Raw genomic sequence first — 17,824 nt, 5'->3', positions numbered from 1 at the left:
GGGGCTTCTCTTAATGACAGAAGATAACAAAGAGAATAAAAGTCATTCAAAAATGCGCAAAGTTATTCTATCTACATCAGTCGGTGTCCTTGTTGTATTAGGCTGGGGTGCCGCAGCCTATGAATGGGTGGCCAATGGCTCTGACTCTGCTGGAGGTAAAGTCAGCAGCGAGCAACTGCACCAAAAAAGTGATTGGGGCAATAACTTAAAAAAGGATGACCAACTTAAAAATAAGCATCAAGGCATTAGGCTAAACACAAATAAGAATCAACTTCAAAATGGTCAATTGGATCCAAATGATACAAACCAAATAGCATCGAATGCCGGACTGGACACTTCACACAGCCTGGCGCTTAACACTGATGATTCCGATGAACAAGCCTATTTAGTCGACACTTCAGGTAAGTCGGACAACCCTGTCGTTGCCTTGTCTGTTGACTCAGATAAAATCAAACTGCCGACACCAAAACCAAAATCTAAATTACCAATTGTTAATGTTTCAAATGATGGAGAGGGCAGTGAATCTGGTGCTGTGTCACCTTTACAACCTATCCATGGCGGCAGTGATATTGATGAATCTGAAGTTAACGATGATCAAACGGTTATACCTGTTCCAGGGGACAAAAATGAAACCGGAGATCAAGAGGCTAAGGACAATAATAACGGTATTCCAGTAATACCTGTAAATCCTGTAAATCCAGAGGATCCTAACGGTAATAACAATGGTGATCTTGGTCCTAATAACTCCCAGGATGGCAATGGTAATCAAGAAGGCAGCGAAGATAATGGGGATACTGGCGGTGACGGAGGTATTATACCACCACCTCCTATTAACGGAGGATCCGGCAATAATGGCGGCGATTCTACAGGAAGCAATGGAAATTCTGGAAACCAAGGAGATCAAGGTAATCATGGTGATCAAGACGGCCAAGGCGGTCAAGGAGATCAGGGCGGAGGATCTCCAGAAGGGAATGGAAACTCCGGAGACCAGGGAGATCAAGGCGGCAAGGGAAATCACGACGGCGACCATGGTGATCACGATATAGCCTTGGTTGTTCCAGAATCTCTCTACGATAAAATTCAATATTATTATCAAACAGGAAACTACTATAATGTTTTATTTTATGGTCAAGACTTCAATTCATCAAATGAATGGATGCAAAAACAAGTGACTGGCATGCTTGTGGATTCTATTGTTAACCGTTTAGCTAATTCCGATGATGAAGCGACTGAGCAAATGATCAGTTCTTTGAATATCGATAATGAAAATGTAAAAAATGTTCAAGAAAGTATCCGGAAAGAGCTGTTTAACCGTTTTGTAGAAGATAACATGGATATTTATGTTAATCATCATGTTGATGATCCAAACGGAGATAATGCAAAAGATATCGTTTATTACGCAGGAAAATATAACAATTTGTTTAATGACAATATTAACCCTGATGACATCAAGCGGGCAGATCAAAACTTAGTAAATGCAGCTGATAAACAAGCTAATGCTAATGATGCTGATAAAATTATTGAAGCGCTGAATAAATACCAGATTGCCCAACAGTACGCACCGAAAGAGGCTGGTTATGCAGAGGCTAAAGAAGATGATCTATCAAGGGATTTACTTGATGATTTAGGAAAGCGCAGTAAACAAAACTATAAAGATCTTAAAAAGGGAAAAGAAGCTGAAGAGCTTAAGCAAATTCAGGAGGATGGCGATCATGTCCGCGTTATCGATCAAGGCGGGCCGCTAGCCAAAAATAATAAAGAGATTGCTGATATCGTAGCGGGCTCGAGTAAAGACCTTTTAGATCAAACAAATAAACTAATGGGTAATGAGAATGCTTATGAAGAAGCTAATCAATCACAAATAATTAATCAATATAGAGTCCTGGCAGAGGATTCAGGCGTCCCTAAAGACATTGCCGAAAAAGCAGCTTCACAGCTCTATCTATACAGGCTGACAGTTCAAGCCGAAAAAGACGCTGATAAAGACCTAAATAAAGCTGTTATTTTAGCCTCCGAGTCTGTTGATAAGGGCAATAATACACCTGGGGCAAAAGCCATATTAGATGATTTATCAAACCGGCTTCTTAATAAAGCCCCGTCCATGAGTCCAGATAAACAAGAACAAGCATATGAAATTTTAAGCACACGACCGACGATTAAAACGGATATTGCTAAAGAAGCAGCAAATCGGAAATTAGCCATTTCCTATGCAAAATACGCCAGTCAATTGGCCGATAATGGAAAATTTTCGGATGCGATTTTCTACGCCAGCGAATCCAATCGTATGTATGATGACATGCAGAACGAAAATAACAATACAATGTTACGTTCAGCAGATGCTCTGCTAAAAGAAGCCGAAAAATCTAATGACTTGAGCGAAAAACAACAAGATTACCGTACAATTACAAGCGCTGTTGGCATGCCGAAGGATAAAGTAAACCAAGTGATTGAAAATCAGAAAGCCATTGACAACTTTAATAAAGGTATGGATCCTGATGTTTCAAATGAAATTGCAGTGTACTATCTAGGACTGGCATATCAAAATAATGTCACACAATCTATTGCTAAACAGCCATTAATTAAAAGATCACAAGCTTTAATAGATGAGGCTAATAAAATCAAAGACAGCGACCCTCAACTAGCCGCCCGTTACTATAAAACTATGATCGAAAAAACACCGGACATCAGTGATTTAGCTAACCTTAAAGTACAAGCACGCCAGGCATTAAATGGCTTAAACAATAAAGATAATGGCGCTGACAACAATAGCAGCAACAGACAAGTAAGCAACAGAAACATTCAAAGCACACAGCACGGAAATTCTCAAAAGGAAGAAAACAAGGATACCCAAAGCTCAGACAATAAAGATAACCAGGTTAAGCAAAATAGAGAAACACAAACTCAGACCAATCAGGACAATCAGAACCAACAAAATAATGATTCACAAGATGTAAATAACCAAGATAATAAAAAAGACACGGACACCAATGATGTTCAAAAAGACAACGATAATCAAACGCAAAATAATGAAGATCAGAAAGCACAAAAAGATCAAGAAAACACGGACACTGATCAATATAAATAATTTAACAGACAGGCTGCCGCTGAATTGTTGCAGCCTGTTCCCTTAAAAAGGATTCATTTCACTTTAGTCATATTCACCGGTGCTTGGCTCTTTTCAATTGGCATTATATCTATCATTATTAATATCTTTTTCTTCATATCATCTAGTGTCTTATTGATTGTCGCCGTCGGGAAGGCATTGAGTGATGATAAACTACATAAACCAGAGACGGATTTAAGTCAAAATAAGATTGATGATACGCTTTAAATTAAGGTAATTAATTATATGAGATGGAATTCTATTATAAGTATATGAATAAATTTCCATGAAAACGGGTATTTATTATTAAAACTTATGACCTCTATAGTTTTTAAATAAGAGTTAAAATGGAGGGATACAATGAATGAATTTATGATACTAACCAATAAAGAAATATATGTTTTACAAAGTATGCTTGAAGTGCCAGTAATTATTGGAATGGAAAATCCCTTTCTTGGATTATTGGGAGAAGAAATCGATGCAGAATGGCAAGGTACAGTTTCTGGATTAATCGAAAAAGGCTTTATTAGTAAAGATAACGAAACCGCTTGGATAGATGAAGATTTAATTATTAGTATGTCAATTATGGCCAATACAAATGTTGTTCTTCAAATTGATTCACCAGATGAACAACTGCCGCAATCAATCTATTATTTTACTGAGGAGTTCGTGGTAGAATGTGAACAAATTAATAAAGAATCTTATAAATTATACAAGTGGGGATCACCAAGTAAAACTTTCCAAAATGTCATTTTACCAAAATTGGGTATTGCTCAGTTATCAATCAGCAAAAAAGGAAGGTTATTATTGCCTGGTAACTTTGTTAATGATTTCTGTAAGGATAATAGAATTCCAGAATCGAAGGTTAATCAAATATATAAACTAAATAAAACGGAACAAAGCAGGGAATTATGGAAAAATCTTAAAATGTCGCTTGATAAGGTAGATCGTTTCCGGAGGATGATGGTGTTCTTCTTTCATCATGATCAGTGGTCAGTTGAGGGACTCATTACTCTCTATTCACCTGTAAACAACTGGGGATTAAAAATGGTTAATATTAACAACAAAGAGTACTTAGAGGCAGAACAGGTTGATCTTATAGGTCTTACTAAAGAATACATAGCTGTTATTGAAAGGTCTGTTTCAGGAGGAAATAGTCTTCTGTGGAAATAAACAAGGAATTCACTTTTTATATTATTCTTTTTAGAAATTCCTTTTTTTAATGATGAAATAAATGTTAATTTAAAGGAGTTGTTGGTAATATGGGCAGGATTATGGTCGATCCCGAAGCTTTACAATTTTTTAATCATCAATTACTTTCTTTTGCAGATAACCATTCATCTACTCAACAATATTATCGAAATGCCCTTCAATCATTAACTATTGAGCCAAAAATCAGCTCGCAAATAAATTCAATGATTTATCAATTAAACAGTCAAGGAAGCCAAATTGAGAATAATACGAATAACCTATCTCAATACCTTAATAGAAAAATAAATTTATTTTTAGATGTTGATAATATGCCAGTTAATTTTAGGGCATCAGGAACTAGTGAGTTAGGGCGAAGCTATGTTTATGGTTCCTTAGCTAGTCAACCGAGGGTAAAACAGCAAAATGTAAAAATGTGTTATCCGGTTGATTCATCAGCATCATTAACTGGTACGTCTTCAAAACTAAATAGCGAAATTAATAAATTCGAAGATAATGCTATTCCCACTGCCGGCTCCATAATAGGTAATAGTCGCAGCGCTTATACTTTAAGTAAAGCATACCGAAGATATCGAAAGGGTTTTGGAGTAACTAAAGGTTTCTATACAACCGCACAGGGGAAAACACGAGTAAGAGTAAGGGTAAGTAATCCTAATGTAGAAGGTTTTAATAAAAAAACCTATAGTCATATAAAGGCAACAAATTATAAGAAACTTTATAAATGGGTAGACCCAAAAACGGCAGTCAAAGAGAATTTAAAAATCACAAGAAATGGCTGGAAATTTAAAAGTGCCGGTGCTTTTACCTACCTGGGTGTAGGTTTAAATGTTGCACAAGATATAACCTTTGGTGTCCGTCATAATCTAAAAGGAAATCAAATTGCGGGTAATGTTATAGGTGATTTAGGTATTGGAATAGCCAACGCAGCAATATCTACAGCTGCAGGTGTTGAAGCTGGTGCTATGATCGGTACTGTATTTGGAGGTCCGATCGGAACCTTTGCCGGAGCTGCAGCTGGATTTTTTATTTCAAAAGGTTTATCATTCGCAGAAAATAAATTAAAAATATATGACATTGACTACGATGGGAAAAAGGACAGCATTAGTGGGATTGTGAAGAAAGGTACTTCAAAAATTATAGGTAAAATAGGATCTTGGTTTAAATAATAGAGGTGATTTTTTGAAATTAAGTAAAGAAAGTCATAAACATTATTTAAAATTGTTTGACGGAAATAATATAAGACGTGGAGTCATTGCTTTTTTAATAGTTTTAAATTTAAGTAGCATTATCGGGTTATATTTACATGTAAATGAGTTATATTATTATATAAATTTTATTACTATGCTGTTAGGTGATTTTTTTGGATTAGTTTTTATTGTTGCTCCTTACAAATTTGAAAGGGAATTTATACTTTTTCTTGGCTTGTATGGCTTTTTAGTCATCATAAATTGCTTTTCTACGAGTCAGTCGTTAATTATCGGGGAATTAGGTTTTACTAATACGCTAATAACCTATATAGATTTAGTATTGTTACTCATTGGTGGCTTTGTATTCTATATTTTTCACATTTGGGCTTTAAAAAATGATTATTATGTCAAAACGTCAGATTCGATAAACGTTACAATTATTATAATTGTCGTTGGAATATCCTATCTTACAAGCCAAGTAGGTATTACCCTTTTTACAAATATTGATTTCGAAACATTGTCCTTAATAATTGGCCTTCAATTGCTAATTATAGTTGGATTTATTATGACGACTTTTGTTCATAAATATATTTATATCTTAAAACACGGACAAGAATTAAAAAAAATGTATCCATATTTAGGAGACAGTAAAAAAGAGCGTTTTGATAATAGAAGGTCTTAAAAATTAAATTGTAAAAAAGTGTAGACATAATGGAGGAAAGCATTGGATTACTCAATACATTCAATTCTAATCATTATATTAATATTTTTCGCCATTACAGCAGGAGGAATGGCAGGTTCTTTTATTTTAATAGGACTTTTTAATATAATTTTTGCAAAAATAATAAGAGACCATGCAACAGTTAAGGAAATTTGGGCGGATACCTTTGATATGGTTTTCAAGGGACCTTTAAGACTGCTAGGGGTTTTGATTGCTATTATCATGTTGCCTTTTATCTTTTTCGCTTCTTTATTCAAACGAAATCAAGAAGCAAACTCAGAAGTTGACGTTTTAGAAGATGAAAAAGTTGAGAAAACTGCAAAGCTTATTGCAACAAGAATTAGTGAGATTGCTAATAAGTATCATTTAAAACATGACATTAATTTCGATGATTATGCTTTCGTTCTCTTTAATGATAACGATGATTGTGCGGAAATAGTATATTTACCTGAGGCTGATAAACCTTATCTTGTGCATCAAATTTCGCCGGCCTCTATGTTTCGCGAAGATTATCAGGAGTATGTTGCTTCTTTAGAGGAAGCTGAGAAAATTTTATACGATATATTTAAATTGCCAACTTTAAGCGGTTAACAATCTAAATAGTATTGCATAAAAGGTAAGTTTAGAAATAACTAATAGTAATTTCTTGAAATGCTAATACATTGTTCAAATTTAAATAATCATGAAAATGTCTCTAAATTAATCTTATCACATACAAGAAAATTTCATCAGCTTTTGTAATTTAATATTTTAAAAGGTGAGGGGAGAAGAAAATAATGAACCGATTACAAGGAAAGGTCGTTATCATCACTGGAGCGGCTGGCGGACAAGGCTCAGCCGAAGCGGAAGTTTTTGCAGCGGAAGGGGCAAAAGTTGTTTTAACGGATATTTCTGAAGAGGGTGTCATGCAAACGGCTGCTGCTGTGAAGGAGAGGGGCGGCGATGCATTGTCTATCGTTCATGACGTCTCTAAGGAGGAGGATTGGAAAAAGGTTATAAGTCAAACAATGGATCATTTTGGTTCGGTTCATGTATTGATTAATAATGCGGGGATTATCACTCGTGAAGGTATTGATGGCACAACGCTTGCGGATTGGGAAAAAATACAGTCTGTCAACTCTAGGGGCGTGTTCTTGGGCATTAAGCATACTGCACCGGCAATGCGAAAATCGGGCGGAGGATCAATCATTAATATATCTTCAATCTGGGGGATTGTCGGAAGCGGGGGCTCTGCTGCATATCATGCTGCCAAGGGGGCTGTGAGGCTTCTTTCCAAAACAGCTGCAGTAGAATATGCCAAAGATCGGATCCGCGTTAATACGATTCATCCTGGTGTGATTGAAACGCCAATGTTAGCGACTAATAAGAACAAGGACAAGCTCCAGTCAATGACACCTTGGCCAAGACTTGGGAAACCAGATGATATCGTTTACGGTGCTCTCTATTTGGCTTCAGATGAATCGGAATTTGTTACAGGCACTGAATTAATTATTGATGGCGGTTACACCGCTCAATAGTTTATAAAAATAATAATCCCGAAAACAGTTAACAATGTTGTTTTCGGGATTAATTTTAGATTATAAAGGAAATCAAATAATCATTTTATTTAAAGTATTTCTCAACAGTTGTATTTAATTGATTAGAGTCAAGGATAAACTCATCGTTATCCGCCTTAAGAACATCATCAAACATTACTTGACTTGAACCATTGGCTTGAAGGTAATGGATTTGCTTGTCAGGGTGGAAATCACTCTTAACCCCTAGTCCAATACTCACCATATCTTCAGTAGACATATTGGTGGCCACAAGAAATTTAGACATTGATTGAGCCAGTGCCGGGAGTTTTGTGATATTAGCCGGCTGCATGACTTTTTTGGCAATAGCGATTAATGCTTGACTTTGCAGTTTCTGACGTCCAAAATCGGTACCTGGCACAGAGTCGCGTTCGTGAACAATTTCGGTAACCATTTTTCCGTTAAGTTCATGGGTTCCTGCCGTTATTGTCATGTTCTTATCTTCTTTATACCATGGATGTGTAAGGGTAACGTTAAATGGGACATTCATATCGATTCCGCCAATGGCGTCGACCATGCTTTCGAGACCTTGATAGTTTGTTTCAGCGTAGTAGTTGATCGGAACACCAGTCAAATTAGAGACTGCCTTTACTGTATCGATAATCCCTTGTTTTGCACCATGGTTAATCTGAGATATATACTGAACGCTTGTCAGCTTTGTGTAGCCTTCCCCAGGCAGATAGATACGAGTGTCACGCGGAATACTCATCGCGTAATATTTGTGCTTATTTAAGTCAGCATGAACAAGAATCATCGAGTCTGTATGTCCGACTGAATCTCCTTTTCTAGCGTCAGATCCGATTAACAAGACATTGAAGACACCTGATTTCTGCTTATAATTGCCATTTGGGTTTCCAATAGCTGTTAAATTGTCAAAGTGATTTGATGGACTTAATTTATGAAATTCATAAGCGCCGGCGCCTGTTGCACAAAGAATTAAAATAAAGAAAACTAAAAGACTGGTACGTAAGATGCCGCGACGCTTTTTTGGTTTTTTATGGGATCTTTTATAGGAAGTTCTAGATTCTGTTTCAAAATCATTTCGTTCCATATTTGTGCTCCTTTTGTTCATATTTTTAATAAACAGATAGCTAATAAGAGACAAGATATATATTTTATTATGAAAGAAGCAGTTTATCAATCTATCTTCTATTTTATTTAAGAATATTATATTTTTAAAAAGGCAGATAGGCAATCTTTTTCTAAACACTAATTAATAACCAGGTGCAAAAATAAGTCTTTGTACCTACGCTATTAGAATTATATTTTAATACTAAATCCTATTTCTGTAAATAACTTTTTTGTTATAAAAGGTTTTTGATTTCATTTTAAAAATTAAAAAAACCTCTAACATAATTGTTAAAGGTTTTACCGTAAAGCCATTCTAGTTTGCCACTTTTCTTTAAGCACGTAAAAATGTAAGAAATATTCAAGGACAGTAATAATTAAGCTGACAGTAAAAGCGCCTAAAGCTCCTACATAGGCATCGGTGAAAATATTTGATCCAAAAAATACAACGAACATTGTAATCACAAAATCGGCAACAGTCGTTATCCAGAATGTGCCCCTTCTAAATAGCAATAGTTCAACTGCGAAATTGATAAGGCCAACGATAACGCCCATAATAACGGCTTCATACGCTGTCCCGTAATTAATTTGCACATTACTGAATAAGTCCGCAATAACAATGATAACCGGGGTAAGGACAATTTTTAGAATAAAATTAACCACAGCTTTTGAATCACTCCTTTTTTTGCTCTTTAAGCCATGTAACAACTGGTTCAAAGGGCTGTTTATGCTTTGCTTTTTGAAATGCTGAAAAAGGATCGCCTTTTGTTTGGATTCGTTTTTCAATCATATCTAATGAATAATGTTCAGGACGAAGAGATGAAGTAATTTCATCCCAAAACAGAGGGGTAGCGACAAGCGCTTCCTTATTTCCTCTAACTGAATAAGGTGCGATAATCGTTTTTCCTTCAGCATGTTGAACAACATCAATATATAGTTTGTTTCCTCGATTCTTTTTTAGTCGCTCAGTCGTAAAAATTTTCGGTTCTTTTTCTTTAAGATAATCAGCGACAAAGGTTGTAAACAATCTTGTCTCTTCATAGGTATATCGATGATCAGGCAAGGGGATATAGACTTGCAGCCCTTTATTTCCGGAAGTTTTTACGAAAGAGGTTAAATGCAGTTTATCAACCATTTCTTTAATAAGCAGCACAGCTGTAACTGCGAGTTGAAATGCATCTCTTGAAGGCGGATCGAGATCAAGAACAATTTCCGTCGGCTTATGTGTATCGATGGTTTGAAAAGGGATATGCAATTCAAAAGCAAGCTGGTTCCCGAGCCAAATGAGCGTTGGCAAATCTGAGCAAACAATATAATTAATATCATCAACAATTTTAGTTTTGATAAAATCAGGAACGTAATCCGGGCAATTTTTTTGGAAAAATGATTCACCCTCTACTCCATGGGGATAGCGGATAACCGTTAAGGCACGGTTTTTTAAAAACGGCAGCATATAAGGGGCCATACGATTTAAATAATTAAGGTAATCAGCTTTTGTTAATTCCTTATCAGGCCACAAAGGCTTAGAAAGACTGGTTAAGGTAACTTGTTGATTTTCCACAGTGACAGCTTGCTTGTCGGCGTTGCTAGCCATAACTATTCCTCCCTGTTATTAACAATAAGTTCCTGAAAAGTGCATGTGTAGGTGCTCCTTTGCCGAAGCATATTCAAAGAAGTATTGCCACTTCTCGTCGCAGTTCGTCGTAGTTCGAGAAGTATTGCTCAGTGCTCCTTCGCCGAAGCATATTCAAAGAAGTATTGCCACTTCTCGTCGCAGTTCGTCGTAGTTCGAGAAGTATTGCTCAGTGCTTCTTCGCTGAAGCATATTCAAAGAAGTTTTGCTCGTTCCTTCTGGTTTTTAATTTATATTATATTTTGGTTTAATTGGATCAAAATATGTTAGAGAACAGGAGGTTGATTTTGGTGAAACCAATAATTCCAATGGAACCTATAATGAGCAATTACATTCCTGAAGGAGAAGAATGGATTGCTCAAATAAAGTGGGACGGCGTTCGTGTATTAACTTATTATGATGGCCAAGCTGTCCGGCTATTTAATCGTAAATCCCATGAACGTACGCTTCACTATCCGGAGCTTTTGGATGTTAGATCATACAGTACGGCTGAATCTGTTATTTTTGACGGAGAAGTCATTGCGTTGGGGTCTGACGGGAAGCCGTCATTTCATGAAGTTATGAGGCGGGATGGTATCCGACGGATGGATAAGATTGATTATATGCAGGATATTGTACCTGTTTCTTATATGATTTTTGATGTTATTTATTATAATGGTGAATGGATTAATGATCGTCCATTCATTGACAGATATGATATCTTAACCTCGATAATTAAAACTAAAGATCAAATTCAACTTGTTACTTCAAATGAAGACGGAGTAACGCTGTTCAATGTGATAGAGGAAAATGGTATGGAAGGGATTGTCATGAAAAGGAAATCCTCGCCATACATAATTGGACAAAAAAGAGAATGGGTTAAGATAAAAAATTACCAGGATCTTATTGCAGTGATCGGAGGATTTACTTTAAATAACGGCATTGTCAATGCAATAATGCTCGGGCTTTATGATCAAAAGGGACATTTTATTTATATTGGTCATACAGGCACCGGGAAAATGACTAAAAAAGAATGGCGTCAATTAACAGAGAAACTAAAGCCGATGGTCATAAAAGAACGCCCGTTTTATAACAAGCCCGAACGTTCCAAAGGTGCTTATTGGATTCGACCTGAATTAACAGTTAAAATAAAGTACGCTGAATGGACAGAAGGCGGATCACTTAGACAGCCAAGCATTGAGGGATTTGTAAAAACATCTCCGGAAGAATGTATATTTAATGATTAGATGCTCAAACAAAAAAATTAATTGGTACCAGCTGGACGACTGGAAACCGGTCTTAACAAAGCGCTCCGGCACATTATCTTTATTGACCGGCACCTATTAAGTTCAATCAGGTTTATGGTTTAATAAGGGGCGTTAAGTTCCTTTAAGCATTTTTCATAATAATTGTTTCCAACGTATCAGCTACGTCTTCACAATTATCAGCAATGTCTTCAAGCATTTCATAGAGTTCTTTATATTGAATGATTTTAATCGGATCTTTTTCCGTTTGGAAAAGATGGCGAAGACTTTCTTCAAGAATGCTGTCACACTCTGATTCGAAATCATTGATTCTGACGATATGTTTTTGAATATCAAATAATTTTCTTCTGGACAAAAGGTCAGTTGATTTGGCAATTTCTTTTGTTGCTTGAAGTAAAAAGTCCACAAATTTTTTCATATATTCATCCGATTCTTTGATTTGGTAAACAACGATACGTTTTGCCCACTCCTCGTATCCGTCGAGGACATCATCCATTTTTAATGCCAAAGCTAGAATATCTTCTCTTTCAAGAGGAGTTATAAATGTTTTGTTTAATTTCACAATGAGCTCGTGAATATAGGAATCTCCTTTATTTTCGTATTTTTTCATAACCGTTGAAAATTTATCCAGGTCTTCTATCTGATTAATATGGAAATCAACAAAAAATTGAGTGGATTCCTCCAGATTGGTTGATATTTGTTTTAGCAGATTAAGAAATTTATCATGTTTGGAATTAAAAATCACGAAAGTAACCTCCTGCATCTTTAATTATTTCATTCTTGTTATATATTCTCCTGTAATTAAGTTTGAAATTATACGTCTTTTTGCGGCTGACTTCCTTTGTTTTGTTTCCCATCACTAAACTTTTTGTAGATAAAGGCTAAGAGTAATAACAATACCGGAATAATAAACCCGGTTATTTTATCGATAACTGACACTGGACTAAAATTAATTAATGCCTGGAGGTTGGGAAACTCCCAAACCGCTAATATGACTAAAAGAAGTCCAACAGGCAAAGTTAACGATCTGTATTCAGAAAGTTTCAGCCATTGTGAGATGCCTAAAACGTTGATATAAAAATATAAACAAGTTTTAATAAACGCGCCGACGATCCAGATAGCCATTACAATGGACTCAACGTGTTCAAGAAAATCAGCGACACTAATATACCGTGCGATAATCATAAAAGGGAAAAGGTACTTCCCTGTCAGATTTCCGAGGATGAATAGGATAACGAGACAGACAATAAGTAAAGCGAGGACCGCTGTCAAAACGGAAATAAATCCAGCCTTCATCGCATTTTTGCCGTCAGAGACGTAAGGAAGCAAAAATGAAATAAATGTGTATTCAGCAAACCATCCCATTGGGGCGATTGTACCTTTAAGTATAGGCACAATACCGTTATCCATAACTGGCAGCATATTTAATGGCTCCATATCAGGAAGTTGTAACATGACAATTCCCAGAAAAAGAAGGATAACAACAGGAGCGAATATTTGAGCGCATCGTGCTATGACTTCTAACCCGCCAAGAACAGCAAATGAACAAACTAAAGTTAAGCTTGTTGCCATGATGGTGATAGGCGTTTTGTCAAAGAAATTGGTGATTAAAAACTCACTATATTCTCTTACAATATAACCATTAATATATAGTGTCAGGAAAAGAAAAATGAAACCAATGACCTTTCCGCCAATCTTCCCAAGTAAAGTGTTGCTTATTTCAATCAAAGTTTTTTTCGGAAAGTATTGATGAAGCTTACAAGCAATAAAAACCATAACAAAACCAATTAATGAACTGATGAGGAGTGATAACCATAGGTCTTTTTGTGCGAATTTATACATTGCAGATGGAAGCAGTAAAACCCCCGTTGACACGGTTGCTAAATGCATTAAAACACCCATCTGGTAAGCTGAAATCTTCCCTTTTTCAATTATAGTTATCACTCCCTTCAGAAGCGTTATTTTAAAGCCCAAGCCATTTGCTTATTGGCATGAAAAAGAAGTTAACGACTTGTGTCGGGCCGGGCATATTCGGGAAGTAAACGAGTAAAACGGCACATACCCAGCCGATTAGTGTTATGACTGTATAAGCGGCTTTTTCCTTTTTTTTATTAGCCTTTTTCATTTTCGGCCATTCATATAATGTCATTAAAACAGCAACGAACGTTATCCCTGCCACATACATCAATTTCATTCATATCACTCCATTATGGTTTGCTTGCACTTTTAGATGTGACGCCAGGTCTAAGAATTTTTACATTGGTATCGACTTTAACAACTACATGAGGAAAAATTTCCTTCCAATTTTTTTTTGAAGCTCTCCATTTAGCTGGATATTTGCGATGGAAGACATCTGAGAATCCAAATACATCCAAATCTTTTTTCTGAGCCTGATGAACAGCCATATAAACGCGTCTTTTAACCAAATTACCCATTTCCTTTTCTAATTTGTTAATGACTTTTTCATCCATCACATCCAAGTTTGTAGAATTTTGAACAATATCATCTTCTGACTTTATTTTGGCAATGATTTCCCAAGTGCCATTTCTAATCACTGGTTTAAGTTTGCTTTTACTTCTTAATAGGTACATGGAAACGAGTCCTTTACCTTTGGGATTAACAGTAATGGTAGCTGTTTTAATCTCATTTCTTAGCCATTGCACACCCCTGGTTGTTTCCTTATTCATACGTCCTGTCATTTTGTCTCCGGAAAAAAGAGCAACTCCGCTGATTCGCCCTTTTTCATTATGAAATTCCACCCAAGGAAGAACAGCTGATTCGTATGGGTCGGATAACATTTGGGCTAAATCTTTCAATGTTGTTTTCATCCCAGTTTGTTTCTTAGCTAATTCCCTGAGGACTTCTGATGAATTTCTTTCAAGTTTCGGTTTTAATTCCAAGATTTTTTTGGCCTTACCTTCAGTAACAAACACATAGGCATGCTCCCGCGGCTTCGGATAACGTGTCAGAAAGTCCATAGAAGGGCCTATTCCGATTTTTGCTAACTTTTTACCGAAGAATATTGTGTCGTTTTGGCCCCAGAAAATCTGACGGGATACCTTTTCTTCAATGTTTGTTACAGCGTCAGCGATATTTACACCATCCGCTGATACGACAAATGACTGTTGTTGACTGCCGCTGCCGGATCCTCCACCTCCGCCTCCTTGCATGGAGGCGCCGGAACTGGGCATAAAAAGTTGAACAGACAGCTGTATTTTTTTTTGACTGGCTGCATCAACCGCTATCCCTGTTACAATAGCAAGATCATTGATTTCTACCCGATCCCAGCATCCGCTGGAGACAAGTAAAAGGATACTCATACATAATGGGATGAGAATATACTTTTTTATACATTTAAATGGGTTATTTAATATTTTCTTAAAAATGTTATACCGATTCATGTCGTTGATTCCCCTTGTATCGCTGAAATCTTTGACGAATAAAGACCAAGAATAAAAGTAACACTGGAAGGCTGACTTCAATGAATACCGAAAAGGCGGTAAAAGCTATGCCAACAGCTTCTACTAATTGCTGTAAATCAGGGTATATCCACAGGCACATTAAAATTAACAGAAAACCTAACGGAAAAACCAACGGCTTGTAGTCGGAAAGCTTAAGCCATTGGGCAGTTTCTAAAACCGTCACATAGTAAAACAGCGTAATTTTCATAAATGCCCCAACTATCCAAATAGCCATAATGATGGCTTCAACATGTTCAATAAAATCGGCGATACTGATATAGCGTACGGCTACAATTACTGGAAAAAGGTAGCCCCCCATCAATTCTCCAAATAAAGAAAGAATGATGAGACTAACAGTGACGATGATCAGCAATGTTGCCAGAACCGAGACGAATCCAGTCCTTAACCCTTTTTTAGGATCACTGACAAACGGGAGCAGAGATGATATAAGCATATATTCGCCAAACCATATCATAGCAACTAATGAACCTTTTAAAGGGGGAATCATGCCATTGTCCATAACCGGAAAGATATTTGATGGATCAAGATCAGGAATAAGAAGGATTAAGATTAACAGAAATAAAAGCACAACCACTGGCATAAAAACTTGCGCACAACGGCCCAACACTTCGACCCCTCCCCGAACAGCAAAGGAACAGACTAACACCATACATCCAATAACAATGAATAATGGCGTTTTGGGGAGGAAATTTGTAATTAATGACTCACTGTATTCCCTTAGAATATAGCTGTTTAAGTAATAAACGAAAAAAATGTAAATAAATCCGATGATTTTACCAACAAATCTTCCAAGTAGAATTTCGCTGTATTGTACGATCGTTTTTTTAGGAAAATATTGATGCAGCCGGCAAGCAGCAAATACCGCAAAAAAGCCGAGTATTGCTCCTATAATGAGCGCAATCCAAACATCCCGTTTTGCGTATTGAAAGGCGGCTGACGGCAACAATAAAATGCCTGTTGAAGTAATTGATGTGAACATGAGAATGCTCATTTGGGAAGATGAGATTTTACCTCTTTCAATCACAGATTACTCATCCCCTTTACCTAAATTCGGCTTTTGTCCAGGCGGTTGCCGGTTTGTATTCCAGTCTTCTCCTGTTAAGTGGGGACGCGTGTTTTGCGACCAAAGCGGGCCTCGGAACAGAACATCTTTTAGGCCGCTGGTTTGGAATGGACCAAGCGGTTCCAGGTAAGGCACGCCGAACGATCTTAAAGAGCACAAATGAATAATCAGCGTTATAACGCCTAGCATCAAGCCTGATAAACCAAGAAACCCCGATAAGAACATAATGGGAAAACGCAACAATCTGATCGACGTCGCCGCAGTATAGCGGGGAATCATGAAAGAAGCGATACCGGTAATGGCAACAATCATGACCATTGGCGCCGATACTAACCCGGCTTGTATTGCCGCTTGTCCAATAACTAAGGCGCCGACAATACTGACAGCGGAACCGATTTGTTTTGGCAATCTGACACCTGCTTCGCGAAGCGCCTCAAAGGTCACCTCCATAATCAATGCTTCAACGAGGGCTGGAAATGGTATCTGTTCCCGGGATTGGGCAATTGTTAACAAGAGTGTCGTTGGCAGCATTTCTTGATGAAAAGTCAGAATAGCAACATATAGTGATGGGGCGAGCAAGGCAACAGCAAGAAAAAAATACCTTAACCAACGAAGCGTTGTCCCAACAATAAATCCTTGATAATAGTCTTCAGATGATTGCATGAGTGACCAAAATGTTATAGGCATGATAATCGAAAATGGCGTACCATCTACGAGAATGGCAACCCTGCCTTCTAATAAACTTCCGGCGACAACATCCGGACGTTCTGTTGTTAGCACTTGAGGGAATGGGGAATACGGGTTATCTTCAATCAATTCTTCTATATAACCGCTTTCGAGAATGCCATCGATACGAATCCTGTTCAAACGATGCTCTACTTCCTGAACGAGTCTTTTCTCACAAATCCCTTCTATGTAGGTAATGACGATTTGTGTCTTTGAATATTTTCCAAGCACCTTTGATTTCATTTTTAATTGCGGGCTTTTAATTTTTCTGCGAATCAAAGATGTGTTGACCCTAATTGTTTCTACAAAACCTTCGCGCGGGCCGCGAACAACTGATTCAGCGCTGGGATCTTCAATTGAACGCATTTCCCAATGCGGCAAAGCCACGGTTAGGCCAGTGTCGGCTTTATCGATAAGAATAACCGGGTTGCCGCTTGCGATTTGATCAATAACATCACTGATTTTGTAAATCTCCTTAATAGAAGAAATAGATATTTTGTCTTTAATAGCAGGTATACTGATTGGCGCTGTACTGCTTCTCATCAGCGGCTCAAGCAAATGTTCATCAATTTCTTCAATGTTTGAAAGACCGTCAATATAGATCAGAACGGCTTTTTCCCTTTCACCGATAAGAAAATCATGAAAAATAACATCTGAACAATCGGTATAAAGGGATTTTAATATCTGTATATTTTTATTTAAATCTCTTGAAAGGGCTGAACCTTTCAGATCTTTTGGCGGTATAGTTACCGAGTTAGACTGTTTATTTCTAGATTTTTGCCGATGATTTCTTCTAAAAACCTTCATAATGATC

At 37.0% G+C, this 17,824-nt stretch carries 16 protein-coding genes; 7 read left to right on the top strand and 9 right to left on the bottom strand.

Features of this window, described 5'->3' with window-relative positions:
* The first annotated feature begins 13 nt into the window (after window positions 1–13).
* The 6 genes from ACFQRG_RS09190 to ACFQRG_RS09165 all read left to right on the top strand — a co-directional run bounded on the left by ACFQRG_RS09190 (window position 14) and on the right by ACFQRG_RS09165 (window position 7,737).
* Window positions 14–3,085, top strand: coding sequence for a hypothetical protein (locus tag ACFQRG_RS09190; RefSeq protein ID WP_380965590.1), 3,072 nt, complete (start codon window positions 14–16; stop codon window positions 3,083–3,085).
* Between the two features lie 378 nt (window positions 3,086–3,463).
* Window positions 3,464–4,276 carry a hypothetical protein gene (locus ACFQRG_RS09185; protein WP_380965588.1) on the top strand — a complete coding sequence of 271 codons (813 nt, stop codon included), beginning with the start codon at window positions 3,464–3,466 and terminating at the stop codon, window positions 4,274–4,276.
* Between the two features lie 89 nt (window positions 4,277–4,365).
* Window positions 4,366–5,478, top strand: coding sequence for a hypothetical protein (locus ACFQRG_RS09180; RefSeq protein WP_380965587.1), 1,113 nt, complete (start codon window positions 4,366–4,368; stop codon window positions 5,476–5,478).
* 13 nt (window positions 5,479–5,491) lie between these two features.
* Window positions 5,492–6,181, top strand: a complete 690-nt coding sequence (locus ACFQRG_RS09175) for a hypothetical protein (RefSeq protein ID WP_380965585.1) — start codon at window positions 5,492–5,494, stop codon at window positions 6,179–6,181.
* A gap of 42 nt (window positions 6,182–6,223) precedes the next feature.
* Window positions 6,224–6,811, top strand: a complete 588-nt coding sequence (locus ACFQRG_RS09170; protein ID WP_380965584.1) for a hypothetical protein — start codon at window positions 6,224–6,226, stop codon at window positions 6,809–6,811.
* 185 nt (window positions 6,812–6,996) lie between these two features.
* The gene (locus tag ACFQRG_RS09165) at window positions 6,997–7,737 is read left to right on the top strand and encodes an SDR family NAD(P)-dependent oxidoreductase (RefSeq protein ID WP_380965583.1); all 741 of its coding nucleotides are present in this window, start codon (window positions 6,997–6,999) and stop codon (window positions 7,735–7,737) included.
* 85 nt (window positions 7,738–7,822) lie between these two features.
* Here the strand turns inward: ACFQRG_RS09165 and ACFQRG_RS09160 are convergent, their stop codons facing one another.
* The 3 genes from ACFQRG_RS09160 to ligD (ACFQRG_RS09150) form a co-directional block, all read right to left on the bottom strand.
* A complete protein-coding gene (locus ACFQRG_RS09160; protein ID WP_380965582.1) occupies window positions 7,823–8,845 on the bottom strand; it encodes an LCP family protein in 1,023 nt (340 codons plus the stop codon).
* Window positions 8,846–9,162: 317 nt separating this feature from the next.
* Complete coding sequence (locus ACFQRG_RS09155) at window positions 9,163–9,525, bottom strand: DUF2512 family protein (RefSeq protein ID WP_380965581.1); 363 nt, start codon at window positions 9,523–9,525, stop codon at window positions 9,163–9,165.
* 10 nt (window positions 9,526–9,535) lie between these two features.
* A complete protein-coding gene (gene ligD, locus ACFQRG_RS09150; protein ID WP_380965580.1) occupies window positions 9,536–10,456 on the bottom strand; it encodes a non-homologous end-joining DNA ligase in 921 nt (306 codons plus the stop codon).
* A gap of 329 nt (window positions 10,457–10,785) precedes the next feature.
* On the opposite strand from ligD (ACFQRG_RS09150), the gene ligD (ACFQRG_RS09145) reads away from it, so the two are divergent.
* Window positions 10,786–11,721: a non-homologous end-joining DNA ligase gene (ligD, locus tag ACFQRG_RS09145; RefSeq protein WP_380965579.1), complete on the top strand. Its 936-nt coding sequence runs from the start codon at window positions 10,786–10,788 to the stop codon at window positions 11,719–11,721.
* A 142-nt stretch (window positions 11,722–11,863) separates the two neighbouring features.
* Here ligD (ACFQRG_RS09145) and ACFQRG_RS09140 read toward each other — a convergent pair whose 3' ends face one another.
* The 6 genes from ACFQRG_RS09140 to ACFQRG_RS09115 form a co-directional block, all read right to left on the bottom strand.
* The gene (locus tag ACFQRG_RS09140; protein ID WP_380965578.1) at window positions 11,864–12,484 is read right to left on the bottom strand and encodes a DUF47 domain-containing protein; all 621 of its coding nucleotides are present in this window, start codon (window positions 12,482–12,484) and stop codon (window positions 11,864–11,866) included.
* Window positions 12,485–12,552: 68 nt separating this feature from the next.
* Window positions 12,553–13,683, bottom strand: a complete 1,131-nt coding sequence (locus tag ACFQRG_RS09135; protein ID WP_380965577.1) for a GerAB/ArcD/ProY family transporter — start codon at window positions 13,681–13,683, stop codon at window positions 12,553–12,555.
* Window positions 13,684–13,702: 19 nt separating this feature from the next.
* Window positions 13,703–13,933 (bottom strand): hypothetical protein, encoded by a 231-nt coding sequence (locus tag ACFQRG_RS09130; protein WP_380965576.1) that lies wholly within the window; start codon window positions 13,931–13,933, stop codon window positions 13,703–13,705.
* Between the two features lie 13 nt (window positions 13,934–13,946).
* Entirely contained in the window at window positions 13,947–15,140 is a 1,194-nt protein-coding gene (locus tag ACFQRG_RS09125) for a Ger(x)C family spore germination protein (protein WP_380965575.1), read from the bottom strand.
* Window positions 15,127–16,245: a GerAB/ArcD/ProY family transporter gene (locus ACFQRG_RS09120; protein WP_380965574.1), complete on the bottom strand. Its 1,119-nt coding sequence runs from the start codon at window positions 16,243–16,245 to the stop codon at window positions 15,127–15,129. The genes ACFQRG_RS09125 and ACFQRG_RS09120 overlap by 14 nt, the downstream gene beginning before the upstream one ends.
* Window positions 16,246–16,248: 3 nt before the next feature.
* Window positions 16,249–17,817 carry a spore germination protein gene (locus tag ACFQRG_RS09115; RefSeq protein WP_380965573.1) on the bottom strand — a complete coding sequence of 523 codons (1,569 nt, stop codon included), beginning with the start codon at window positions 17,815–17,817 and terminating at the stop codon, window positions 16,249–16,251.
* Window positions 17,818–17,824: the final 7 nt, after the last annotated feature.

Source organism: Scopulibacillus cellulosilyticus (assembly GCF_042665295.1).
GTDB lineage: Bacteria > Bacillota > Bacilli > Bacillales > Sporolactobacillaceae > Scopulibacillus_A > Scopulibacillus_A cellulosilyticus.
This window is presented reverse-complemented; position numbering and strand designations above follow the sequence as displayed.